Origin of the sequence: Lacinutrix sp. Hel_I_90, assembly GCF_000934685.1 — a bacterium.
Taxonomy (GTDB): domain Bacteria; phylum Bacteroidota; class Bacteroidia; order Flavobacteriales; family Flavobacteriaceae; genus Lacinutrix.
On sequence record NZ_JYNQ01000001.1, the window covers coordinates 1,240,068 to 1,262,692 of the forward strand.

The 22,625-nt window shown below is 33.7% G+C and carries 22 protein-coding genes; 15 read left to right on the forward strand and 7 right to left on the reverse strand.

Annotated elements, in window-relative coordinates; translation table 11 throughout:
• Positions 1–11: 11 nt before the first annotated feature.
• Positions 12–422 carry a Holliday junction resolvase RuvX gene (ruvX, locus tag GQ46_RS05540; protein WP_044399107.1) on the reverse strand — a complete coding sequence of 137 codons (411 nt, stop codon included), beginning with the start codon at positions 420–422 and terminating at the stop codon, positions 12–14.
• A gap of 376 nt (positions 423–798) precedes the next feature.
• Here ruvX and GQ46_RS05545 point away from each other — a divergent pair, with 376 nt between their 5' ends.
• A complete protein-coding gene (locus tag GQ46_RS05545; protein WP_044399109.1) occupies positions 799–1,614 on the forward strand; it encodes a 2,3,4,5-tetrahydropyridine-2,6-dicarboxylate N-succinyltransferase in 816 nt (271 codons plus the stop codon).
• A gap of 67 nt (positions 1,615–1,681) precedes the next feature.
• Here the strand turns inward: GQ46_RS05545 and GQ46_RS05550 are convergent, their stop codons facing one another.
• Positions 1,682–2,443, reverse strand: a complete 762-nt coding sequence (locus GQ46_RS05550; protein WP_044399111.1) for a lipopolysaccharide kinase InaA family protein — start codon at positions 2,441–2,443, stop codon at positions 1,682–1,684.
• A gap of 118 nt (positions 2,444–2,561) precedes the next feature.
• Here GQ46_RS05550 and GQ46_RS05555 point away from each other — a divergent pair, with 118 nt between their 5' ends.
• Together GQ46_RS05555 and GQ46_RS05560 are read left to right on the forward strand one after the other, a co-directional pair.
• Positions 2,562–3,635: a glycosyltransferase family 9 protein gene (locus tag GQ46_RS05555; protein WP_044399113.1), complete on the forward strand. Its 1,074-nt coding sequence runs from the start codon at positions 2,562–2,564 to the stop codon at positions 3,633–3,635.
• Positions 3,632–4,210 (forward strand): trans-aconitate 2-methyltransferase, encoded by a 579-nt coding sequence (locus GQ46_RS05560; protein ID WP_044399115.1) that lies wholly within the window; start codon positions 3,632–3,634, stop codon positions 4,208–4,210. The genes GQ46_RS05555 and GQ46_RS05560 overlap by 4 nt, the downstream gene beginning before the upstream one ends.
• Here GQ46_RS05560 and GQ46_RS05565 read toward each other — a convergent pair.
• Positions 4,207–5,049 (reverse strand): glycosyltransferase family 2 protein, encoded by an 843-nt coding sequence (locus GQ46_RS05565; RefSeq protein ID WP_156133106.1) that lies wholly within the window; start codon positions 5,047–5,049, stop codon positions 4,207–4,209. The two genes, GQ46_RS05560 and GQ46_RS05565, sit on opposite strands and share 4 nt — an antisense overlap.
• 82 nt (positions 5,050–5,131) lie before the next feature.
• On the opposite strand from GQ46_RS05565, the gene GQ46_RS05570 reads away from it, so the two are divergent.
• On the forward strand, positions 5,132–5,869 hold the full coding sequence (locus tag GQ46_RS05570) for a glycosyltransferase family 2 protein (protein WP_052503415.1): 738 nt from the start codon (positions 5,132–5,134) through the stop codon (positions 5,867–5,869).
• Positions 5,870–6,052: 183 nt separating this feature from the next.
• Here the strand turns inward: GQ46_RS05570 and GQ46_RS05575 are convergent, their stop codons facing one another.
• The gene (locus tag GQ46_RS05575; protein WP_044399119.1) at positions 6,053–6,772 is read right to left on the reverse strand and encodes a polysaccharide deacetylase family protein; all 720 of its coding nucleotides are present in this window, start codon (positions 6,770–6,772) and stop codon (positions 6,053–6,055) included.
• A gap of 510 nt (positions 6,773–7,282) precedes the next feature.
• Here GQ46_RS05575 and GQ46_RS05580 point away from each other — a divergent pair.
• On the forward strand, positions 7,283–8,029 hold the full coding sequence (locus GQ46_RS05580; RefSeq protein ID WP_044399121.1) for a glycosyltransferase family 2 protein: 747 nt from the start codon (positions 7,283–7,285) through the stop codon (positions 8,027–8,029).
• A complete protein-coding gene (locus GQ46_RS05585) occupies positions 8,030–9,094 on the forward strand; it encodes a glycosyltransferase family 1 protein (protein ID WP_044399123.1) in 1,065 nt (354 codons plus the stop codon).
• On the opposite strand, the gene GQ46_RS05590 is transcribed toward GQ46_RS05585, so the two are convergent.
• Entirely contained in the window at positions 9,086–10,036 is a 951-nt protein-coding gene (locus GQ46_RS05590; protein WP_044399125.1) for a hypothetical protein, read from the reverse strand. The two genes, GQ46_RS05585 and GQ46_RS05590, sit on opposite strands and share 9 nt — an antisense overlap.
• A gap of 107 nt (positions 10,037–10,143) precedes the next feature.
• On the opposite strand from GQ46_RS05590, the gene GQ46_RS05595 reads away from it, so the two are divergent.
• A complete protein-coding gene (locus GQ46_RS05595) occupies positions 10,144–11,046 on the forward strand; it encodes a glycosyltransferase family 2 protein (RefSeq protein ID WP_044399127.1) in 903 nt (300 codons plus the stop codon).
• On the opposite strand, the gene GQ46_RS05600 is transcribed toward GQ46_RS05595, so the two are convergent.
• Positions 11,043–12,062, reverse strand: coding sequence for a hypothetical protein (locus GQ46_RS05600; RefSeq protein WP_044399129.1), 1,020 nt, complete (start codon positions 12,060–12,062; stop codon positions 11,043–11,045). The two genes, GQ46_RS05595 and GQ46_RS05600, sit on opposite strands and share 4 nt — an antisense overlap.
• Positions 12,063–12,133: 71 nt before the next feature.
• On the opposite strand from GQ46_RS05600, the gene GQ46_RS05605 reads away from it, so the two are divergent.
• Genes GQ46_RS05605 through GQ46_RS05625 form a run of 5 tightly spaced genes read left to right on the forward strand, consistent with a single transcriptional unit; the run spans position 12,134 to position 16,203 of the window.
• The gene (locus GQ46_RS05605) at positions 12,134–12,694 is read left to right on the forward strand and encodes an L-threonylcarbamoyladenylate synthase (protein ID WP_044399131.1); all 561 of its coding nucleotides are present in this window, start codon (positions 12,134–12,136) and stop codon (positions 12,692–12,694) included.
• Positions 12,695–12,754: 60 nt separating this feature from the next.
• Complete coding sequence (locus GQ46_RS05610; protein ID WP_044399133.1) at positions 12,755–14,173, forward strand: CCA tRNA nucleotidyltransferase; 1,419 nt, start codon at positions 12,755–12,757, stop codon at positions 14,171–14,173.
• Between the two features lie 2 nt (positions 14,174–14,175).
• Positions 14,176–14,640, forward strand: coding sequence for a GNAT family N-acetyltransferase (locus GQ46_RS05615; protein ID WP_044399135.1), 465 nt, complete (start codon positions 14,176–14,178; stop codon positions 14,638–14,640).
• Positions 14,624–15,700 (forward strand): heme A synthase, encoded by a 1,077-nt coding sequence (locus GQ46_RS05620; RefSeq protein WP_044399137.1) that lies wholly within the window; start codon positions 14,624–14,626, stop codon positions 15,698–15,700. The genes GQ46_RS05615 and GQ46_RS05620 overlap by 17 nt, the downstream gene beginning before the upstream one ends.
• The gene (locus GQ46_RS05625; RefSeq protein ID WP_044399140.1) at positions 15,697–16,203 is read left to right on the forward strand and encodes a hypothetical protein; all 507 of its coding nucleotides are present in this window, start codon (positions 15,697–15,699) and stop codon (positions 16,201–16,203) included. Before GQ46_RS05620 ends, GQ46_RS05625 begins: the two co-directional genes overlap by 4 nt.
• A 74-nt stretch (positions 16,204–16,277) precedes the next feature.
• On the opposite strand, the gene GQ46_RS05630 is transcribed toward GQ46_RS05625, so the two are convergent.
• Positions 16,278–17,336, reverse strand: a complete 1,059-nt coding sequence (locus tag GQ46_RS05630) for a hypothetical protein (RefSeq protein ID WP_197077338.1) — start codon at positions 17,334–17,336, stop codon at positions 16,278–16,280.
• A 100-nt stretch (positions 17,337–17,436) separates the two neighbouring features.
• Here GQ46_RS05630 and GQ46_RS05635 point away from each other — a divergent pair, with 100 nt between their 5' ends.
• From GQ46_RS05635 to GQ46_RS05645, 3 genes are all read left to right on the forward strand, one after another.
• Complete coding sequence (locus tag GQ46_RS05635; RefSeq protein WP_044399144.1) at positions 17,437–18,330, forward strand: ABC transporter ATP-binding protein; 894 nt, start codon at positions 17,437–17,439, stop codon at positions 18,328–18,330.
• A 55-nt stretch (positions 18,331–18,385) separates the two neighbouring features.
• Positions 18,386–19,219: an ABC transporter permease gene (locus GQ46_RS05640; protein WP_044399146.1), complete on the forward strand. Its 834-nt coding sequence runs from the start codon at positions 18,386–18,388 to the stop codon at positions 19,217–19,219.
• Positions 19,220–19,315: 96 nt separating this feature from the next.
• On the forward strand, positions 19,316–22,624 hold the full coding sequence (locus tag GQ46_RS05645; RefSeq protein ID WP_044399148.1) for a T9SS type B sorting domain-containing protein: 3,309 nt from the start codon (positions 19,316–19,318) through the stop codon (positions 22,622–22,624).
• Position 22,625 lies beyond the last annotated feature (1 nt).

A 22,625-nucleotide genomic window follows, 5' to 3' on the forward strand; every position in this document is an offset into this window, starting at 1 on the left:
TCTGTATTATACTATTTATTATACAAGTAACTTTGTAATATTATGGTTGCACTTATCTCATCAATAAGTGCTTTGTTTTGTCGTTTTTTTTTCTTGAGTCCGCTATCAATCATGGTTTGTACCGCCATTTTTGAGGTAAACCGCTCATCGACACGCTTTACAGGAATCTCAGGAAAAAAGGTGCGTAACTGACTAATAAATGGGGCTATTAGCGCTTCACTTTCACTGGCCTGGTTATTCATTTGTTTGGGCTCGCCAACCAAGAATAATTCAACCTGTTCTTTTTTTGTATAGTCTTTTAAAAAATCTAACAGCACTTTAGTAGCAACAGTAGTAAGACCAGAGGCGATAATTTGCATATCGTCTGTGACCGCTAAGCCTGTTCTTACCTTACCATAATCTATTGCTAGAATTTGAGCCATTATTATTTTTTTTGTGCAAATTTAAGGTTTATATCTTAATACTATAAATTATTGTGTCCTATTTAAATTGAATTTATATTTGCGTGAAGGATGGAAGTGGCATCCTTTTTTACATCTGTTGGCCTATTTTTGTGAAGCATGAGCAAAATTATAGGGCGACTCGTAAAAAAGATATAGCGGACAGCCTGACCTTTTGGTCACGCTATAATTAAAAAAGCATACTGTCTTTGCGATGAACGACAAAGGAGAGCAGTGGCTATCTCATGAATGAAAATGAATTTTATACTTAAATAACGATTAAAAAAATTACCATGCTTTTTCTATAAAAAAAGCGCGTAATGCCGTTTAAGATTTACATAAAAACAACTATTTTATAATGAAAGATTTACAACTTACTATAGAAAATGCATGGAATGATCGTGCATTACTAACCGAAGAAAATACCCAAACTGCTATTAGAAAAGTAGTTGCTTTATTAGACGAAGGCACGCTTCGTGTTGCTGAGCCAACAACCAGTGGCTGGCAGGTAAACGAATGGGTGAAAAAAGCGGTGGTCTTGTATTTTCCAATCCAAAAAATGGAAACTATTGAGGTTGGTATTTTTGAATTTCACGATAAAATCCCACTAAAAAAAGGTTATGCTGCAAAAGGCATTCGTGTGGTACCTCATGCGGTTGCTAGACATGGCGCCTATATTAGTGCGGGGACTATTTTAATGCCAAGTTATGTTAATATTGGTGCTTATGTAGATGAAGGAACTATGGTAGATACCTGGGCAACCGTTGGAAGTTGTGCACAAATTGGTAAAAATGTACACTTATCTGGAGGTGTTGGAATTGGTGGCGTGTTAGAGCCTTTACAAGCGGCACCAGTTATTATTGAAGATGGTGCTTTTATTGGCTCTCGCTGTATTGTTGTTGAAGGGGTTCATATAGAAAAAGAAGCTGTTTTGGGTGCTAATGTTGTATTAACCATGAGTACTAAAATTATTGATGTCACTGGAGACGAACCTGTTGAGTTTAGAGGTCGTGTGCCAGAACGCTCTGTTGTGATTCCCGGGAGTTATACTAAATCGTTTCCTGCTGGCGATTATAATGTGCCATGTGCGTTAATTATAGGCAAACGTAAAGAAAGCACGAACAAAAAGACGTCTTTAAATGATGCGCTTCGGGAGCATAATGTAGCGGTTTAAAGTAACATCTAGCCTGCAGTCTTCAGTAAGTCGTAGCACTCAAACTGAAGACTGATTGCTGCTAAAGCTACTTTTTATTATTTAAATATTTACGTTTCAAGTATTTTTTGCGATTGATTCTACGCTTAAATGCCTGAGAAGATTCTAACAATAAATTATAGACGTTTTCGAAGGGCTCATTACTTATTAGTGCATATTCTGTAGCGATAATACGAATCATTTTTTTTGAAAGCCAGAGTCTTTTTAGATTTTCCATGCGCTTTGGTAAATCCATAACCTCAAATTGCATCCGGTTTAAGTCAATGAGATAGAAATCATATTTTGGTCCGTTTTCAACAATTAATGTATTGCCAGGAGAATGGTCTAAAAAGTTGATGTTATTTTCATGCAACTGATAGGTAAAGTGGGTGAATTGTTTTAAAATTTCATCACGATGGTCGAGCTCTGGATTGTGAATTAAGACTCTAAAATCGAAATCATAATCTAGATGTCTACAAATATAAAAACTGTGTTTTAATCCTGTAGCCGACGATTCTTCAACATAACCAATAGGAAAAGGTGTTAGAATGTTACAGTCCAGCAACTTTACGGCATATTCAAAAGAACGCTTTGCTTTCGATTTACGCAGGTGTTTATACACGAAGCTATTAATCACCTTAGGTGTTTTGAACGATTTAATAGTGATGGTTTCGGCACCAATTTCAAAGCTTTTAATAACGTTCCTCTCCCCTTTTGTTACATATTCGCCTTGGGTTTCGAAATTAGAAATACAGGCTAATAATTGAGCTTCTATAGCTTTAAATTTATCGTGAATATGTATGGTTTGCATATGTTGTTGGTTTTTTTCAAAGATATATGAAACTAAATTTTAATAAAAGCTCAAAAAACAATATTTTGCATCGAAGCAAAAATAATGTAGCAGGCCCCCAATTTTCAGGGAAATAAATATGAAGAAAATTCTAGTTATACAAAACAAGCGTATCGGTGATGTACTGATCGTATCGGTGATTGCTCAAAACATGAAAAAAATCTACCCAGATAGTATTATAGATTATTTGGTTTACGATTACACCTCTGGTGTTATAGAAAACAACCCTAATATTGATACAATCCTCCCAATAAATGAAACGGAGTTAAAAAAGTTTGGTGGTCTTACCAAGCTTATAAATAGCCTTAAAAAAGAGGACTATGATATTATTTTTGATCCGTATGCAAAACTACAAAGTCGCTTAATTTGTCTCTTTACAAAAGCACCCATGCGGATTAGCTTTAAAAAGCGAGATAAAAACACTGTATTGCCTTTTTATACGCACACCGTTCCTTTTTTAGAAGAAAAAACAAAAAATTGTGGAAAAGTCATTGAAGATAGAGTAAATCTGGTGACTTCCTTTTTTGACATTGCCCCATCTGAAGTTGATTACGAACCAAAAATATATTTAACAAAAAAAGAACAGGAATACAATAAACTGGAGGCTTACGACAAACCATTTGTAATGCTTGGTGTTTTAGGAAGCACCCCTCAAAAATCGATGCCTTACGAGTATATTGTTGCCTTGATTAACCACATAACCACCAATTACGATGTGAATGTGTTATTCAATTATGCACCGCATCAAAAAGAGGATGCCTTAAGCATCTATGAACAATGCGCCAATAAAGATCAAATTATTGTTGATATTTATGAAGATAACATTCGCGGTTTTATAAAACTCATGAACAAATGTACTTTACTGGTAGGTAATGAGGGCGGAACCGTCCATATTGCTAAAGCTTTAAACAAACCAACCTTTACTATTTTCTCTCCTTACGTTCTCAAGGAACATTGGGCCAGTTTTGAAGATGGTGAGCGGCATACTTCTATTCACTTATTAGAGGAAAAACCTGATTTATTTTCTACGGATAGAGAGGAGCGGCGAAAAATAGAAGAAGATCCTTCGTTAATGTATAAACAATTAACACCTGAAATTATAATGCCCAAACTAAATATATTTCTTTCTAAACACCTAAAAACCAAGCAATGAATGTAGCAGATAGATTTCATAACTGGAGACGTAAACAACGTTGGAATAAACAATATAGAAGCGGGCGTTGGGAAAATTTAAAGGGCGAAAAAGAGCGTGTACGATATGAGAAAATTGTAGAACTTACTGAAAAACATGGGACTAAGAATCCAAATATTTTAGATTTAGGTTCCGGAGAAGGTGTTTTACTCGATTATTTTAATGTTGAAAATATTACTTCTTTTTATGGTATGGATTTTTCGTCAGTTTCAATAAAAAAAGCAAATAAAGAGAATAGAAACAAGGCCACTTTTATTTGTGCAGATCTTCACAATTTCACACCAGAGATGCACTATGATGTTATCGTACTAAATGAAGCCTTTTATTATATTCATGAAACTAAAAAAAGAGCGGTGATAGATACCATGGCCGAACACTTAAAACCTAACGGTATTATTCTTGTCTCTATTTATAGAGAAGGTCTGGGTTGTTGGGAGTATTTTAAAAATGACCGCTTTGAAGAATTAGACTTTAGCACCATTACTACCAACGAAGAAAAAACCTATTGGAAAATTGGCGCCTATAAATTAAACTAATCTTTACTTTTTGTATCCTCTAATTTCTCTATTCCATAAGGTGTTTTTATTACCTTATTATCTTTTGTTTTGCGTCTAATCGCCAAATTTCTGTCTAAAGATTCTTTGGTTTTATAACCTCTAGGATGATCTAGATGCAAACAAATCGCTTTGTAACGTATTTGTTTAGACTTCAGACCGAGGTTTACCAAACGCTCTCCTAATTCACGATCTGGGCCACCATATTGCATGCGTTCGTCGTAGCCATTAATAGCTATTAAATCTGCTTTCCAAGCACTCGAATTACAGTTATTAAACGTAGCTCCTGTTGGCGTAACCACATCCAAAAAATTTGCTAATTTATCACCAACACTCAATTTTAGTTGTTGCTTTTTACCTAAAACACCTTGCTGCTTTAACCATTTTGGTTTAAAACAATTTTGGTTTTCAATATCTTCTAAAACAATAGCATCACTGGTTAGTTTATCGAGTTTGCAATAACCACCAGATAAAAAGAAGCCTTTTTCAGCGTACTTAGCATGGGTTGATACAAAGTCTGGCCGTGCGATACAATCACCGTCAGTCATTAAAATATAATCATACTCGGTTTGTAGAATGCATTTATTTAATAATTCTTGTCTGCGATAGCCTTGATCTTCATGCCAAATGTGGCGTAATTTTACAGGGTAATCTGCTGCAAAGCTATCAATAAGTGTTTTGGTTGTTTCCCGCGAACCATCATCGGCCACTATAACCTCAAAATTATCATAATCCTGATGTTTATAACTCTCTAAAACCTTACTTAAATAGTCTTCAGAGTTATACGTACTTACAATTACAGAAATTGGTAAACCGCTCATAGTATTCATTTTTTTGCAGTACAAAGGTAAACATAATTCATAACATCACAGATTTTATGTAAGTTTGCAACATCAAAACATTATGACCAAACTCTCTGTAATTATCCCTACCTATAACGAACAAGATTATCTTGAAAACGCGTTGCGTTCTGTTCGTTTTGCAGATGAGATTATTGTGGTTGATTCTATGAGTACAGATCGTACTGTTGTTATTGCAGAACAATCAGGTTGCAAAGTAATCTCTCGGAAATTTGATAATTTTTCAAATCAGAAAAACCATGCACTAGCCTTTGCCACTGGTGAATGGGTTTTATTTATTGATGCCGATGAGCGCATTCCTTATCCATTAAGGCAGGAAATTCTGGAAGCTATAACTTCAGAAAAACATGCTGGTTACAAACTGAATTTCCCTCATTTTTATATGAACCGGTTTTTATATCACCATAGCGATAACGTATTGCGATTGGTTAAACGTGAAAATTGTCGCTTTGAAGGTTTGGTTCACGAAAAACTAATCATAGACGGCAGTATTGGGAAACTTAAAAATCCAGTCCTCCATTTTACCTACAAAGGCTTACAACATTACATTAGTAAAAAAGATACTTATGCCTGGTTTCAAGCGGAACAAATGCTAAAAAAAGGAAAGAAAGTCACCTATTTTCATTTAGCCTTTAAACCGTTTTACCGTTTTTTTAATAGTTATATTTTACGTGGCGGCTTTAAAGATGGCATCCCTGGTTTAACGGTAGCGACTATAAATGCCTATGGTGTGTTTTCCCGTTATGTGAAGTTACTGCTGTTACAGCGTGGGATTAGGTAAGACACCTAATCCAATAAGTAATGAAAATTCTTTGTAAAAAGAATTAATTGAGCAAAGACCTACCGTTCTTAACTTAAAACACTTTTTACTTCTAATTCTGATAAGAACCTATTACCCATATTCTAAATAGAATCAAGAAATAGCCCATAATTATATTTAGTATCTAGAAATCACTCATAATTCTTAAAACCACCCTTTACCTCGCTTCAACTTCCTCTCAAAAACCTTTAAAGTATCTTCTCCTTTTATATCTAAACGCTGTACTTCGTAATTATTTTTAAACGGAAAGGTGTTTACGCGATTTCCTATGCGCAAACCATAAGCTATTTTATTAGCGCTCAAGACATTAAAAAAGTCTGACTGCGCTTTTCCTTTTCGCGGATACTTACCGTAAGGATAGGCTAATGTATTATGCACGGCCAACTTATTGTTAATAATAAAGGTTTTACAGGCATCAAAATCCTCTTGAATAGCGTCTAAGGGCAGGTCATTATAAGGCCTATGTTGAAAAGAATGTAGACCAAGCTCAATGATTTCAGAATCTAAAGACCTAAGCTGCTCAACACTCATAATAGGTTCTTGACCTTCATCCCACTCATTTACGCCATTAACAAAATTGAATGGAATATAAAAACAAGCCTTTAGCCCATACTTTTCCAGTAGCGGGTAGGCATAGTCCAACTGATTAACATACACATCATCAAACGTTATAATCACTGCTTTTTCTGGAAAATCCGTTGGTGATTTCATCGTTTTCAAGTCACTAAAATGTAGCGAGGTGTAACCATTTACTTTTAAAAACTGAAATTGCCGCTCTAGATTTTCAATAGAAATAGTAAGTCCTTTACTATCGCTAGTAGTAGCACTCACACCGTGATACATTAAAATGGGAAGTTTTGGCATTTATTTTTAATTGTTTTACAATTGTCAGACTGAGCGCAGTCGAAGTCCTTCAATCTTGCTTCTTAAAGCATTTCGACAAACTATGCTTGCTACATTCGCAGCAAAATTTATTTTGCTTCTCGCTAGTGCTCAATGTGACATTTAGATATCATTCAAAAAATCCCAAAAAAAATTGAGATAATTCAACTAAACATTTTTTTCTTCGCTTTTGGCTTGAAATTACATGCTTTCAATTTATTTGAACGAAAATAAACATTTTCATTTTATTGAAAAAGATCCCAAAATAAATTTGGGATAGTTCAACTAAACATTTTTTTCTTCGCTTTTGGCTTGAAATTACATGCTTTCAATTCATTTGAACGAAAATAAACATCTTCATTTTATTGAAAAAGATCCCAAAATAAATTTGGGATAGTTCAACTAAACATTTTTTTCTTCGCTTTTGGCTTGAAAAAAATGAGTTTCACTACTTTTGACACAAATATAATCGATTTAACCGATTTTAGATAAATGATAAGCGCTTTAGCAATAACCTACAACGAAGAAACCCACATCGAAGACTATATAAAAAGTCTCTCTTTTGCTGATGAAATTATTATTGTCGACTCGTTTAGCACCGATAAAACGGTAGCATTAGCAGAAAAATACAATGTTAAAATCATACCACGTGAGTTTAAGAATTTTTCTGACCAGAAAAACTTTGCCATTACACAAGCTCATCATGATTGGATTGTTTTTTTCGACTTAGATGAAAAAATCCCAACCGCTTTAGCAGAAGAAATTGTTGCTACAGTACATTCTAAAAATCCGTTAAAAGCCTATCGCGTAAAACGTCAGTTCCATTTTATGGGTAAGCGTATAAAGCACAGCGGTTTCCAGACTGATGTTGCTGTTCGTTTATTCAATAAAAACTATTGTAAGTATAATGGTAAAGCCGTTCATGAAACGATAGAAACTGATGAAGCCGTTGGAATGCTCAAACAATCTGTAGATCACCAAACGTATAAATCTTTTGATAATTACAACGAAAAACTAAGCAAATACAGCAAGCTACAAGCTGAGGAATTATTTAAAAAAAACGTGCGCCCAAATGCATATCATTTCTTATTCAGACCATGGTACCGGTTTATGCACCAATACTTTTTACGATTGGGTTTTCTGGATGGTAAAGAAGGGTTTATTATAAGTTATGTGCATGCTTTTTCTGTTTATAAACGTTATATTCATTTATGGGCGATGTACAGAAATATTGATTAGATGCAACAGGTTTTTTTAGAATCTCATAATATAAAGAACCAGTTTAATGGTTTTGGGCAATTTAATTATCACTTAATTAAAGGGCTTTATAATGCAAGTATTTCAGACTTTAAAATGACGCTTCATGCTAAAGACATTTCACGGTTAAAGGATGAATTTGGCAATTATTTTGATTACAAAACGTATCAATCAATATCACGACAACCCCTGTTTAGAATCCGGAAAAAGTACGCTGTTTGGCATTCTTTAAATCAGAATATAAAAATTGAACCCTACCATAAAACCCCTTATGTATTAACGGTTCACGATGTGAATTTTATTAGTGAAGTCTCTAGTGATTTAAACCATAAAACCAATAAACGATTTATAGAAAAGTTAAATCGAAGTCATGCTATTACCTATATTTCTGAATTCGCTAAAGCCTCAACACACCAACATTTTGACGTGCCAAAAGTACCGGAATATGTGATTTATAATGGGAATCCCATGGCTGATATTATAGAAATAAAACAAGAGATAAAGCAAGTTTCCAAAAGACCGTATTTATTTTTTATTGGCGGATTAACCAAACGCAAAAATGTACATACTTTAGTAAACATGCTAGAGCACTTACCAGATTACGATTTGGTTTTAGCTGGAGACCCTAAAGATACTTATGCAGAAACTACTTTAGCAGAAGCGATTGCCAAAACTAAAACGGCAAACAGAGTGCACATAATTGGTAAAATAAATGCTGAAGAAAAACAGTTTTATTTACAAAATTGTACTGCCTTTGTTTTCCCCTCGCTTTTAGAAGGTTTTGGCATCCCACCCATTGAGGCCATGCGCTTTGGGAAGCCTGTGTTTTTATCGAATTTAACCTCGTTACCAGAAATTGGTGGTGTCCACGCTTTTTATTGGGATCACTTTGACGCAGAATATATGGCCACTATTTTAAAGACGGGCATGGCTGTTTTTGAAAGCAATAAAGCGCTTTATGAAAATAGCTACATGACCCATGCACAATCTTTTAATTGGGATCAAGCCGCCATAGAATATGCCAATGTTTACAGGAGTTTATTGTAGATGAAACACTTTTTTTACCCAATTCTCTAGATAATAGTTTTCGAGAATCGCTTTGTCTACAGGCGCATATGGTGTGTTTACAAAATCTTCAGGAATTTCAATATCATCTTCATCAATAACTAAAATATTTTGTGGATTATAAAAATCATAATTCACAACATCTGCATTAGTAGTAATCAACTTTTTATTATGGCCTAAAGCTTCAAAAACTCTAAAGGATAAACCAACTTGTTCCTTGCGTTGAATTTCAATAATTATTTTTGATTTTTTTATCTTCTCGGCAACTTCGTCTACAGGAATTTGCTCATGAATAATAGTTAAATAGGGCGATGTTAATTCATCTGGTCCTAAAACTAAAATCTCTTTCGTCCATTTCTTTTTATGAATATATTTTGCCAATTTTTCCATGGCTTCGTATCTATAATCGTGGGTTGATATATTAAAAAAAATGCTTTCGTGATTGGTTTCATTACTCGTATCAAATATATAATTTGTAAGAAATTCTAAGTTATATTTTTCAACATCTATTCTATCATAACTATACACTTTATCAAATAACGGTATGATATCTACTTTCCCTGGAAAGCGCCTGGTACTGTCATAATAAAAGGCTTCTAAGCGTTCCGTTTTCGTTTTTAAATATTTTAATGTTTTCTGTTTTAATAAGTCGGGACGAATAATAAAAATAATGTCCTGATTCCCTAAAGCATCGATACTCTCAATAATATGGGTGTTTACGTATTCTTTCTTTAAATTTCTACCTAAAAAAATTTTAGATAAAAAATTAGAGATGCGGTGTGCAAAATTTTTATATTTAAAAGTGAAACGATCAATAAGCACAAGAGAAGCCTCCACGTTTTCATAGGTTTGAAGCGCTTTACTTATTTTTTTTAAATACCCTAAACTTGGTGGGCCAATAATTAAAATTTTCTTTTTGGTCATAAACTCATTTTATCATAAAAAATAAGCTGTAAATGTATACTATTTATTCAAATACTAAAAAACCATCCTAAAGTAAAAAATTAAAGTTGATTGTATACATTTGTAATATGAAAGATGTCTCTGTTATTATTATAAATTACAACACCGCTAAATACACCTTAGACTGCATCAAATCTGTTCTAGAGTTTAGCACCCCTAAATTGAGTATCGACATTATAGTTATTGATAATAACTCAAATCCTAGTGATTATGAAATTCTAGAAAAAAATTTCCCGAAACAAGACCATATTTCACTTTTTAGAAGTGTAATAAACACGGGCTTTGGTGGTGGCAATATGTTGGGTGCACAATTTGCAAACTCTAAGTATTTGCTCTTCTTAAATAATGATGCCATGTTAAAAAATGATTGTATTGGCATCTTATACGATTATATGGAATCTAATATAGAAATTGGAGTATCTACGGCTCAAAATTATGATGAGAAAGGTGAATTTGTTCCTTCTTTTGACCATGATAAAGGTTTTAGAAAACTAGTATTTGGGAGAAGTTATTTAGAAAAAACGAACCCGAGTTTATACCCACAAAGAAAAAAAGAATATACAGAACCCGTATCCGTTAACTTTGTAAATGGTGCTTTTATGTTTTTTAGAAGTGATTGTTTTGCTCAAGTTGGTGGTTTTGACACCAATATTTTCTTATATTTTGAAGAAATGGATATTTGTCATAGACTAAGACAATTAGGTTACAAAAGTGTCCTTGTGTCGAAAGCAAAAATTTTACACTATCAAGGGGTCAGTACTGGCGTCTCTCAGGCAATTAGTAAGGAGGGGTTTTTATCACAATTATATATTACTAAAAAGAATTATTCGTATTTGAAATACGTATTAATAAGAATGTATTACATCTTTACTTTTATATTTAAGCCAAAAAAATGGTTTTTATTTCCTTTAATAATTAAAGGGGCACATTTATCTCAATCACTTAAACAAAAGCAGAGTATTCGTTTTTAGGAATTATTCATTTTTTGTTTTCGTTTAAGTCTTCTTGCAATTTTTCTTCTATGTTTATTTTCTAAATAAGAATAATATTTTTGAGACCATTTCACCAAAAGTAGTTTAAAAGAACTTATTTCTTTTTTTAAGGTTTGTGCGTAATCTATATACTTTTCTGCCTGCAAATCCATATTTAAATTTTTCAGGGCATACGCTCTCATTACATCACCATCACTTTCATTATATTTAAGGAGCTCACGTTCAATATCACTCTCCTCAAATTTTAACTTTGAAGTTCTTCCTGATAAGTTATTATAAATACAAGTATCTAGTACATCCTTTGACAAGTAACCATCTGCGTAAGACTCGAAATAGCCTCTATCATCATAAACTAAAACAGGCCTACCACAGGCCATTGCTTCGTAGGCAGACCTGCCTAAAGCTACTACTAAATCTGCACTATTTATCTCCTTCTCCACCTCCCAAATGGGATTCAAATGCTTGTTTAGTTTATTAAAACTAACGTTTAATTTATTGCAGACAGTTTCGATTTTATTATTTGCTTCTGAAGATTGGCTTAAACTTAACACCTGCTTTAATTCATTATTAATAGGGTTTTCATCTCTAAATCTATTACAATTAATTCCATTTAAAATCACCTTTGATGAAAAACCTTTATCCTTTAAATGATCTTTTACTTCTTGAGAAATAGACACATGACCATCTGCAAACGAATTAGGCTGTTCTAAATCTGGAAATACACCATGACAGGTTTGTATGGTCAAACCATAAAAACTCAGATGTCTAACACAAGAATTGTGGTTAGCTAAAATTAAATCATAGTGTGACAAACTTTTAAATTTTACTTGTAATTCATTTTCAATTTTACTGGAAACCAATCCTTTATAAAAAGTAAAATATTCTACGTAATACCCTTTATCTACAAGAGATTCAATTAATGTATAAGTAAACGTTTCAGAGCCACCAACCGCTTCAAGATGGTTAGTTGCAACTAATATAGTTTTAATAGTCATAATTTATTAATGAAGCATAAAAGTAAACATATCCATCAAAATAAATTAATTTTGCAGAAGAATAAAAAGCAATGCGAGAAGAAATAGAAAAAACACTGGAAGTATTAAAAAGAGGTGGCATAATATTATACCCAACAGATACGGTTTGGGGTATTGGTTGTGATGCCACTAATGCCGAAGCGGTGCAAAAAATTTATAAACTAAAGCAAAGACAAGATTCTAAAGCTATGATTTGTTTAGTAAATAACTATGGTATGCTGGAAAAGCACGTTGATAATGTTCCTAAAATGGCTTATACTATTTTAGACATTGCTGTAAACCCTACCACGGTTGTTTATGATTCGCCAGCTGGAATTGCCGAAAATCTAGTCGCCAGTGATAACACACTAGCAATACGCATAGTTGATCATGAGTTCTGCAAAAAACTCATTAGATACTTAGGTCGCCCATTAGTATCAACCTCAGCCAATTTAGCGGGAAAACCCACGCCAAAATCCTTTAAAGAAATAAATGAAGCAATTTTAAAAGGTGTGGATTATGTCGTAAATTTGCAAAAAGAAACAATAGCCAAGAACCCATCAACCATAATTAAATTAGGGAGTGATGGTGGTGTAAAAATCATTCGCGAGTAATTAGCTTATAATACACGAATTTTTAATTCTGAATTTAAAATTTTGAATTCAAAATCTCCTATGAATCATAAAAAAGCCCTCCAACATACTATTTTCAAAATTATTTCGAAATCTGCAAAAGAATTAGGCGTAGATGCTTATGTTATTGGTGGTTTTGTACGTGATTATTTATTGAAGCGTGGCGATGCCAAAGATATTGATATCGTGGCTATTGGAAGCGGTATTGCATTAGCAAAACAAGTCGCTAAAAACTTACCAAACAAACCAAAAGTTCAGGTTTTTAAAACCTATGGCACAGCCATGCTGAAATATGACGACATTGAAATAGAATTTGTTGGTGCTCGAAAAGAATCCTATAATGAAGATAGTCGTAACCCTGTTGTTGAAAATGGCACCTTACAAGATGACCAAAATCGCCGTGATTTCAGTATTAATGCACTGGCTTTAGATTTATCTGAAGTGCATTTTGGCGAATTGCTAGATCCTTTTAATGGTGTTGAAGACTTAAAAAACAAAATCATTCGCACACCTTTAGAGCCTAATATCACCTATAGTGATGATCCCCTGCGAATGATGCGTGCCATTCGTTTTGCAACGCAATTAGGCTTTACTATCGAGAAGGCATCGCTAGAGGCGATTACACAAAACAATGCTCGCATTAAAATCATTACCAATGAACGTATTGTTGTTGAGCTAAATAAGATTCTAGAAAGCAAAACACCTTCCGTTGGCTTTTTATTATTAGAAAATACAGGATTACTAAAACACATTCTACCAGAGTTAACCGCTTTAAAAGGCATTGATGAAGTTGAAGGTCAAAAACATAAAGACAACTTTTATCATACATTAGAAGTCGTTGATAACATTTCCAAACATACCGATGATGTTTGGTTACGTTGGGCTGCCCTGCTCCATGATATCGGTAAAGCACCTACTAAAAAATTTAGTAAAAAAGTAGGCTGGACCTTTCATGCCCATGAATTTGAAGGTTCTAAAATGGTCTATCATTTATTTAAGCGTTTAAAGATGCCATTGAATGAGAAGATGAAGTTTGTACAAAAATTAGTCTTTATGAGTTCGCGACCTATAGTGCTCGCACAAGATCTTGTTACCGATTCTGCTGTGCGCCGCTTAGTATTCGATGCTGGAGACTATGTAGATGATTTAATGACGCTTTGCGAAGCAGATATCACCACTAAAAACCCAAAGAAATTTAATAAATACCATGACAATTTTAAAATTGTTAGAGAAAAAATTATTGAGGTCGAAGAAAAAGATCAGGTTCGTAATTTTCAACCACCAGTATCTGGTGAAGAGATTATGGAGACCTTTAACTTAAAACCTTCAAGAGAAATAGGTGTTATTAAAGAAGCCATCAAGGAAGCCATTTTAGAAGGTGAAATACCTAATGAACACGAAGCTGCTTTTAATTTAATGTTAGAGAAAGGAAAGGCTTTGGGATTGAAAACAAGTCGTTAACCATGCTGGAAATACTTAGAACAGATACTAGTAACCCAGATTTTATTGATCTAGTAAAATCCTTAGATAACTATTTAAAAATAACTGACGGTGATGAGCACGCGTTCTATAATCAATTCAACGGTCTAAACGTTATAAACCAGGTTATTGTTGCGTATTTTAATTCAATTCCTGTGGCCTGTGGTGCATTTAAACCCACAGATACCAACAGTGTAGAAATCAAACGCATGTATACCATACCAGAAGCTCGTGGTAAAGGCATTGCTGGTGATGTATTAAAAGCCTTAGAAATTTGGGCGAAAGAAAGAGGCTACCGCTACGCCGTTTTAGAAACGGGAACACGACAGGTGGAAGCCGTTCAGTTTTATAAGAAATGCGGTTATACTATAATTACTAATTATGGGCCTTATAAAAACATGAAGAATAGCATTTGTTACAAAAAAGATTTAGATGAAAAAACACTTTAGAACCCTAGCAAAAACAGCTTTAGTATTAGTTTATTTAGTCATTATTGCTGGTGCTGTTGTTCGTATGACAGGATCGGGAATGGGCTGTCCAGATTGGCCAAAATGTTTTGGGTATTACATCCCACCAACTCAGGCTTCAGACTTAGAATTTAAGCCTAATCACAATTATAAAAAAGGTATTGTTATTATAAAAGAAGAAGGACTACTTGTTGCTAAAAATGAATTCACCTCTTCTAATGCCCTTAACTTAAATAATTGGAAGCCTTATGAAGCACACGATTACGCAAGCTTTAATGCAACACATACCTGGGTAGAATATATCAATCGCTTATTTGGTGCTTTATCTGGAATTCCTATACTCATATTTGCCTTCCTTTCCTTCTGGTTTTGGCGAAAAAACAAATGGATTACAATCCTTTCCATCTTAACCGTTTTCGGCATGGCTTTTCAAGCCTGGCTGGGAAAAACAGTTGTAGATTCCAATCTGGCACCCTATAAAATCACCATCCATATGGTTATGGCATTGGTTATCGTTGGTTTTATTTTGTATCTTATTTTTGCTTCTAAAAGCACTTTTAAAGCGCATGTTCCAGACAGCACATTTAAAAACGCACTCCTTTTTGCACTGGTATTAACACTCATTCAGGTTGTTTTAGGTACGCAAGTGCGGGAACATGTAGATGAGCAAATCAAAGCTGTTGGCTATGTAAAAGTACTATGGCTCCAAAATCCTACGCTCGAATTCTATCTACATCGCACGTTTTCTCTTGTTGTTTTTGTTGTAAATGCCTGGCTTTTATTTAGAAACAAAGTCTTAAATTTAGGCTATAGAAAAATGAATTTGGTGATGCTATGCATTATTTTTGAAGTACTAACAGGTATCGCAATGTATTATTTTGATTTTCCGTTTTTATCGCAAACCTTGCATTTAGTTATTGCCACAATACTCTTCGGAATTCAATTTTATGTATATTTAGAAAACCGAAAAGATTTTATTCATAATCTTGAAAACAACACGCAAGAGATTGTATCTTCGCCAACCAAAAAAATAGGTTTATGATTTATAGATTTAGAGTCATTCTTGACAACGACACTGAAGAAAATGTGTTTCGCGATTTAGAAATTAGAGAAAGCGATACCATGGAGGATTTACACAATATTATCACCCAATCTTTTGGTTTTGACGGTACTGAGATGGCATCCTTTTATTTAAGCAATGATGAATGGGATCAAGGTGAAGAAATTTCATTATTTGACATGAGTGACGGCTTAAATGATGTAAGATTAATGAATGAAACATCGTTAAGCAATACTGTTCACGAAGCACAAACGAAACTCATTTACGTTTACGACTTTTTTAGTATGTGGACTTTTTTCGTGGAACTCGCTGAAATTGTTGAAGAAACTGAAGGTTTAGATTACCCTAATTTAATGTTTGTTAAAGGTCAGGTTCCAGATAGCGCACCAGAAAAAGTATTTGAAGCTGAAAAGAATAGTGAGTTTGATGACGATTATGACATCGATGATTATGACGATTTAGATTTTGAAGAGCATTGGAATTAATAGTATTATAAACGGTCACTTCGTCCTTAAAATAAAATAAAAAAAAGCATTTCTACGAAATGCTTTTTTTTATTTTAAAATTCTTTCGTATTCACATCTTCATAATTGCGCTTGACATAATCTAAAGCATTTTTTAATATTTCTCCCATGTTCTTACTTCGCTTAAATTTTAAATCCAAGGTGTAATCGTAGATTTTAGATTTCAATAATTTGATATTCTCTGGTTGTGAGATAGTGTCATTTATCATACAATTTAATAAGGCTGAAATTCGGTCGTGATAACTAATCATCCGTTTAGCAATAATAGAGCGTTCCTCAACTTTATATTGATCAATAGATTCTTTTTGAAATTTCTTTGCCACTAAATTAACCATCGTTGCATTTTCCTTAAAAAATTGTGGCCTATACACATTAAATTTTCCTTCGTAAGATTGTTGATCGAAATCTATCGCTCTAATTTTAAAAACAACATGGTCAAAATCATGCGTAGGTACAATAACGTAGTTATAGCTTCGCATGTCTCCCAAAAGCCGAATCATACAACGCTCATTAAACTTTACAAATTCCTTAGCGATTTGAGATTTTTCAGAATCAGAACAATCCTCAAGCATATTATCAATAAATTCATCACCTGGAATCCCAGCAATATGCTCCTCTATTAACGTATCCTTATAGACCATAAAATTTAAATTGTATGGCGATAGCATATGCTCTAATTCTAATCCATAAATTCTAGAGGCATCTGCTTTTTTTACATAAAAATAAGTATAATTGTCATTTAAAACATTTCTCACTTTTACTCGAAACGGTTTTGAATTCCCAAACGTACAGTAATCTACCGCATCGACATTTAAAAAAGGGATGATTTTCTCATTCCCGTCTGAATGTAAATTATTATATACCCGTTTTAAACTTAAGTCAATTTCGTCTCGTTCATAATCGTTATAATAGACACGAATCCATAAGGTATCTTTATCGTCCTTATCATAAACAGTAACTGAGCCTTGAAACCGTAATAAATCATCGTATAATACTGATATTCTGGTATTTCTATTGTACTCCGTTAGATATTTATGCAATTTCTCATTTACAGGGTAAGACGGTTTTTTCTTGGAAATCTTTAAATCTTTCATAACATGATATGTCATCCAAATTTAAAACTTTATTTTCACAGTGTAACAAAAATCGATACACATCGTCTTACTTTTAAACCAACCATAAATTCACAGACTATTGGAAACTATTCTCAAAATAAGTAATCTTACTAAAAAATTTGGCTATTTAACAGCTGTTGACGATTTATCTTTTACCATAAACAAAGGCAATGTATATGGCATCTTAGGCCCAAATGGTAGTGGTAAATCCACCACGCTAGGCATTGTTTTAAATGTTGTTAATAAGACTAGTGGTACGTTTAGTTGGTTCGACGGAACTGTGTCCACACATAATGCTTTAAAGAAAGTTGGCGCTATTATCGAGCGTCCTAATTTCTACCCCTATATGTCTGCTTATAAAAATCTAAAGCTGGTTTGTAAAATTAAAGACATTGATTATTCTAAAATTGAAGAAAAACTAGAAGTCGTAGGCTTACTAGAAAGAAAAGACAGTAAGTTCAGCACCTTTTCTTTGGGTATGAAACAACGTCTGGCTATTGCTTCAGCATTATTAAATGATCCTGAGATTTTAATCCTAGATGAGCCTACCAATGGTTTAGATCCTCAAGGCATTCATAAAATACGAGACATTATAAGATTTATCGCAAGTCAAGGTACTACCATTTTATTAGCCTCTCACCTATTGGATGAAGTTGAAAAAGTATGCAGTCATGTGGTCGTGCTTCGAAAAGGTAAAAAACTGTATTCAGGTCGGGTAGATGAAATGATTTCAAGTAATGGTTTTTTCGAGCTCAAAAGTGAGGATTCTAACGCATTATTAACTTTTTTAGAATCGCATACTAATATTGAAAGGACTACGAAAAATGGGGATTTAATAACGGCTTTTTTAAAGGCTCCTATTTCTGCTTCAGACTTTAACCAACAGCTATTCGACAAAGGAATTTCATTGTCACATTTAGTGATGCGAAAAGAAAGCCTGGAAGAGCAATTTCTTCAACTTACAGACAACTAAAACTCATCAATCCAAAAATAATCTGATTCATTTCAGTACAAAAAACCAACCCATCATGTTAAGACTTTTAAATATAGAATTCATTAAACTTTGGAATAATAGAGCGAGTAAAGTTTTAATTCTTGCTTATTTTATTCTTTTAGCTTTTATCGCATTAATTGCAGCTATAAAATTTAATATTGGCCCCATAAAATTTCATTTAGCAGAATTAGGGATTTTCAATTTTCCATACATCTGGCATTTTAATACCTACGTAGCTGCAGGTCTGAAATTTTTCCTATCCATTGTCATCGTATCTATGGTTGCCAATGAATACAGCAACAAAACCATAAAACAGAATTTAATTGACGGCTTGAGCAAAAAAGAATTTATTTTATCTAAGGTTTATATGGTTGTAGTGTTTTCATTTATATCTACACTTTTTATATTTGTTTTATCTCTAATATTAGGATTTGCTTTTTCAAGTTTCACTGAATCTTATATCGTTTTTTCAGATTTAGAATATCTGTTTGCCTTTTTTATAAAGCTACTAGGTTTCTTCTCGTTCTGTTTATTTGCAGGAATGCTTATCAAACGATCAGCTTTTGCTTTAGGCTTTCTATTGGTATGGTATATGTTTGAAGGCTTGATTAGAATTGTATTAAACGTGGTAGAAAGCACTAAAGAATATGCCGATACGATCACTCAATTCTTACCTTTAAACTCTATGTCCAATTTAATTAAACAGCCATTTTCTAGACTTGGTGCCGTTAAAGAAGTAGCGAGTCAAGTTGGAGAAAAATTTGATTTTGATTATGCTGTGCACTGGTATGACGTTGTTATAGTCTTAGCCTGGTCTTCGCTATTTATCTTTTTCTCTTACAGGCTGCTACTTAAACGCGATTTGTAATAAAAGTAGACAAAGTCTGTTAGCATTGACTTTTTAACAGTTTTTCGACAGGAAAGTTGTCTATTTATAATATCTTTGAGAGCTATGCTATTACGAATGAAAAACTTACTCTTCACATGTTGTGTGCTTTTTACGGTTGTTGTTAATGCCCAAAAAGAAGCCTCTAATTGGTATTTTGGAAATAACGCTGGTGTCTATTTTGACACTGATGCTGGTACTGTCACACCATTAAATAATGGTTCTTTATCTACCGAGGAAGGCTGCACAAGCATCTCGGATACAGATGGAAACCTGTTATTTTATACTGATGGTCGAACCGTTTACAATTCATTTCATAATATAATGCTCAATGGTTCCGGATTAAAAGGTGATGCTTCCAGCACACAATCTGCACTTATTGTCCCTAAGCCAAATGATGATACTATCTATTATATTTTTACCGTAGACACTCCTGCTCTAGACAATATTGATACAGGGTTTAATTATTTTGAAGTTGACATGACGCTTGATGGTGGTTTAGGCGGGGTTGTAAATAATAATGGAACGAATCTTTTGCAAAATACATCCGAAAAATTAAGTGCCGTTTTAAAAGATTGTGAATCTCAAGATATATGGGTAATTACTTTTGGTGATATCAGCGGTGGTGAAAATAACAATACTTTTTTTGCTTACAGAGTTACAGATACCGGTGTTAATCCAACGCCAGTTAGATCAACTTTTAATCTTAATATTAATGAAATTAGAGGTTATTTAAAATTTTCTCCATCTGGCACTCAAATAGCTTGCGCAAACGTAGGGCAAGGCATATTACTTTTAGATTTTGATCTAGAGACTGGAATTGCTTCTAATTTAAATACCATTACACCAAACTTAACGTCGCCAAATGGTTCTCCACAACTAGCCTATGGTGTGGAGTTCTCACCTAATAATCAATTGTTATATATTTCTACCTATTTTACAACTGGCGGAAATAATAACGACCCAAACAGTCAATATGGCGCGCTTTTACAGTACAATTTAAATGCTACAAATATTGATGCTTCTGAAATTGTTATAGATGAAAGACAAACGTACCGCGGTGGATTACAACTAGGTCCTGATGGAAAATTATATCGTGCCATGAGCGAGTCCTATAGTGACGGCTCTCCTTTTTTATCGGTAGTTAATAATCCTAATGGCATAGGTGTTAATTGTAATTACCAACATAATGCCATTGCATTAACTGGAGATAGTAGGCAGGGGCTCCCTCCTTTTATTACCTCTTTTTTTAGTGAAAATATCGACATAATTCAAAATGGTACTAGTAGCATAAATCTTGCTTTATGTACAGGGGATGTTTATACCTTAATGGCAGAAGATATTACTGATGCCGTTTACACCTGGTATATGGACGGTGTGCTCTTATCAGAATCTGATTTTGACTTAGACATCACAGCTCCTGGTTTTTATGAAGTTTTTATTGAATTGATTGGAGAGGGTTGTGGCTCCTTGGAAGGCGAAGCTAATGTTATTTATTATGACATTCCTGTTGCCAATCAACCTAGCGATATAAACGTTTGTAGTGATGATGAAACTGCTACATTTGATTTTACTGTCCAAACAGCCGCTATTATTGGAGTGCAAGACCCAACAGAGGTTAGCGTCAAATATTATCCGTCGCTGCAAAATTTAATGGATAATCAAAATATTATTTTAGGAGCTTATCAAAATATAAGTAACCCCCAAACTATTTACGCTAAAATAGATAATGTTAATAATATTCGATGTTATGATATAACAAGTTTTGATATTACTGTTTTTGTAAATCCAATTATAAATAACACTATTGATATTGTTGGCTGTGACGCTGATGCTAATCCTATGGACGGCTTTACAACTCTAACTCTTTCAGATTATAGTGCAGTCATTCTAGGTAGTCAAGACCCAATGCAATTTTCTGTAACTTACCATGGTACAAGTGCAGATGCCGAGTCTGGAACTGGGGCGCTTCAAAACAACTACACGAATCAAACTGCTTTCACAGATTCTATTTTTATTAGAATTGAAAACAATGCTAATACAACTTGTTACACTACAGACAGTATCAATATTGTTATAAATCCTATACCTGAAGTCTTTGATGCAGACATATATCAATGTGATGATCAGGAGATGATTGATGGTTTTACAACATTTAATTTAACTGAAGCGAACTCCGATTTAACAGGAAATGCAACGGATAGATCCACACAGTTTTTTTTAACACAAAATGATGCACAAAATAATACAAACGCAATCAACGGAAATGCATACAACAACGTTTCTAATCCAGAAACACTTTATGTTCGCGTGACTAATGATATTACAGGATGTTTTAATTTTACGACCCTAACTCTTGAAACAAGCGACACTCAAATTAATGATTATATAGCTACTCCTGTTTGTGATGAGTTGGGCAGTGAAGATGGTATAAACACATTTAATCTGGACGATTTTTCTAGTGATATCTTAAACGGATTACCCGCTGGCCTAACCATTAATTATTATGAAACGCCTAATGATGCTTTATTAGAAAATAATGCATTGTCAACTGCTTTTGAAAACACTGTACCCTATTCTCAGATCATATACGTAAGAGTTGAAAATGACAATGCATGTTATGGTATAAATGAGGTACTACTTACAATTACCCCTTTACCCGACTTAGAAGATGATGAAACCATTTTTTATTGTCTAAACGAATTTCCTCAAACCATAACTTTAGATGCGGGATTAAATGATACTAATTCTGGCAATTACAGCTTGAATTGGTCTACATCTGAAGTCTCTCAAACAATAGCCATAAATACAACAGGAACTTACACCGTTACAGTAACAAACAATGATACTCTCTGTGAGAAAACAAGAACGATACTCGTTGAACCTTCTAATATTGCTACAGTCGAAAATATTGAAGTCATAGACGGTAGCTTAAACAATAATCAAATTACGGTATTAACGAGCGGTGAGGGCAACTACCTCTATGCGTTAATTGATGCGGAGGGCATCCAAAGTTCATTTCAAGAAAGTAATGTATTTTCACAACTACAGCCTGGGATCTATTCTATAGTGGTTAGAGATATTAAAAATAATTGTGGCATTACAAATGATATGGTTTCCGTTATTGGCTTTCCCTTATATTTCACGCCCAATAATGACGGCCAAAATGACACCTGGCAAGTGTATGGTGTTTCTAGAACCTTTCAGGCAAACTCTGAAATTTTAATTTTTGACCGATATGGCAAATTGTTAACTCAAATAAACCCTTCTGGTCAAGGTTGGGACGGCACGTTTAACGGTAATCCCATGCCAACAAATGACTATTGGTTTACAGTAAAACTGCAAGATGGACGAACCTATAGAGATCATTTCACTTTAAAACGCTAAT

Excerpts from the sequence above, each read along its gene's own strand:
- ruvX (WP_044399107.1), bottom strand. The coding sequence starts at position 422 with ATGGCTCAAATTCTAGCAATAGATTATGGTAAGGTAAGAACAGGCTTA.
- GQ46_RS05545 (WP_044399109.1), top strand. The coding sequence starts at position 799 with ATGAAAGATTTACAACTTACTATAGAAAATGCATGGAATGATCGTGCA.
- GQ46_RS05550 (WP_044399111.1), bottom strand. The coding sequence starts at position 2,443 with ATGCAAACCATACATATTCACGATAAATTTAAAGCTATAGAAGCTCAA.
- GQ46_RS05555 (WP_044399113.1), top strand. The coding sequence starts at position 2,562 with ATGAAGAAAATTCTAGTTATACAAAACAAGCGTATCGGTGATGTACTG.
- GQ46_RS05560 (WP_044399115.1), top strand. The coding sequence starts at position 3,632 with ATGAATGTAGCAGATAGATTTCATAACTGGAGACGTAAACAACGTTGG.
- GQ46_RS05565 (WP_156133106.1), bottom strand. The coding sequence starts at position 5,049 with ATGAGCGGTTTACCAATTTCTGTAATTGTAAGTACGTATAACTCTGAA.
- GQ46_RS05570 (WP_052503415.1), top strand. The coding sequence starts at position 5,132 with ATGACCAAACTCTCTGTAATTATCCCTACCTATAACGAACAAGATTAT.
- GQ46_RS05575 (WP_044399119.1), bottom strand. The coding sequence starts at position 6,772 with ATGCCAAAACTTCCCATTTTAATGTATCACGGTGTGAGTGCTACTACT.
- GQ46_RS05580 (WP_044399121.1), top strand. The coding sequence starts at position 7,283 with ATGATAAGCGCTTTAGCAATAACCTACAACGAAGAAACCCACATCGAA.
- GQ46_RS05585 (WP_044399123.1), top strand. The coding sequence starts at position 8,030 with ATGCAACAGGTTTTTTTAGAATCTCATAATATAAAGAACCAGTTTAAT.
- GQ46_RS05590 (WP_044399125.1), bottom strand. The coding sequence starts at position 10,036 with ATGACCAAAAAGAAAATTTTAATTATTGGCCCACCAAGTTTAGGGTAT.
- GQ46_RS05595 (WP_044399127.1), top strand. The coding sequence starts at position 10,144 with ATGAAAGATGTCTCTGTTATTATTATAAATTACAACACCGCTAAATAC.
- GQ46_RS05600 (WP_044399129.1), bottom strand. The coding sequence starts at position 12,062 with ATGACTATTAAAACTATATTAGTTGCAACTAACCATCTTGAAGCGGTT.
- GQ46_RS05605 (WP_044399131.1), top strand. The coding sequence starts at position 12,134 with ATGCGAGAAGAAATAGAAAAAACACTGGAAGTATTAAAAAGAGGTGGC.
- GQ46_RS05610 (WP_044399133.1), top strand. The coding sequence starts at position 12,755 with ATGAATCATAAAAAAGCCCTCCAACATACTATTTTCAAAATTATTTCG.
- GQ46_RS05615 (WP_044399135.1), top strand. The coding sequence starts at position 14,176 with ATGCTGGAAATACTTAGAACAGATACTAGTAACCCAGATTTTATTGAT.
- GQ46_RS05620 (WP_044399137.1), top strand. The coding sequence starts at position 14,624 with ATGAAAAAACACTTTAGAACCCTAGCAAAAACAGCTTTAGTATTAGTT.
- GQ46_RS05625 (WP_044399140.1), top strand. The coding sequence starts at position 15,697 with ATGATTTATAGATTTAGAGTCATTCTTGACAACGACACTGAAGAAAAT.
- GQ46_RS05630 (WP_197077338.1), bottom strand. The coding sequence starts at position 17,336 with ATGAAAGATTTAAAGATTTCCAAGAAAAAACCGTCTTACCCTGTAAAT.
- GQ46_RS05640 (WP_044399146.1), top strand. The coding sequence starts at position 18,386 with ATGTTAAGACTTTTAAATATAGAATTCATTAAACTTTGGAATAATAGA.
- GQ46_RS05645 (WP_044399148.1), top strand. The coding sequence starts at position 19,316 with ATGAAAAACTTACTCTTCACATGTTGTGTGCTTTTTACGGTTGTTGTT.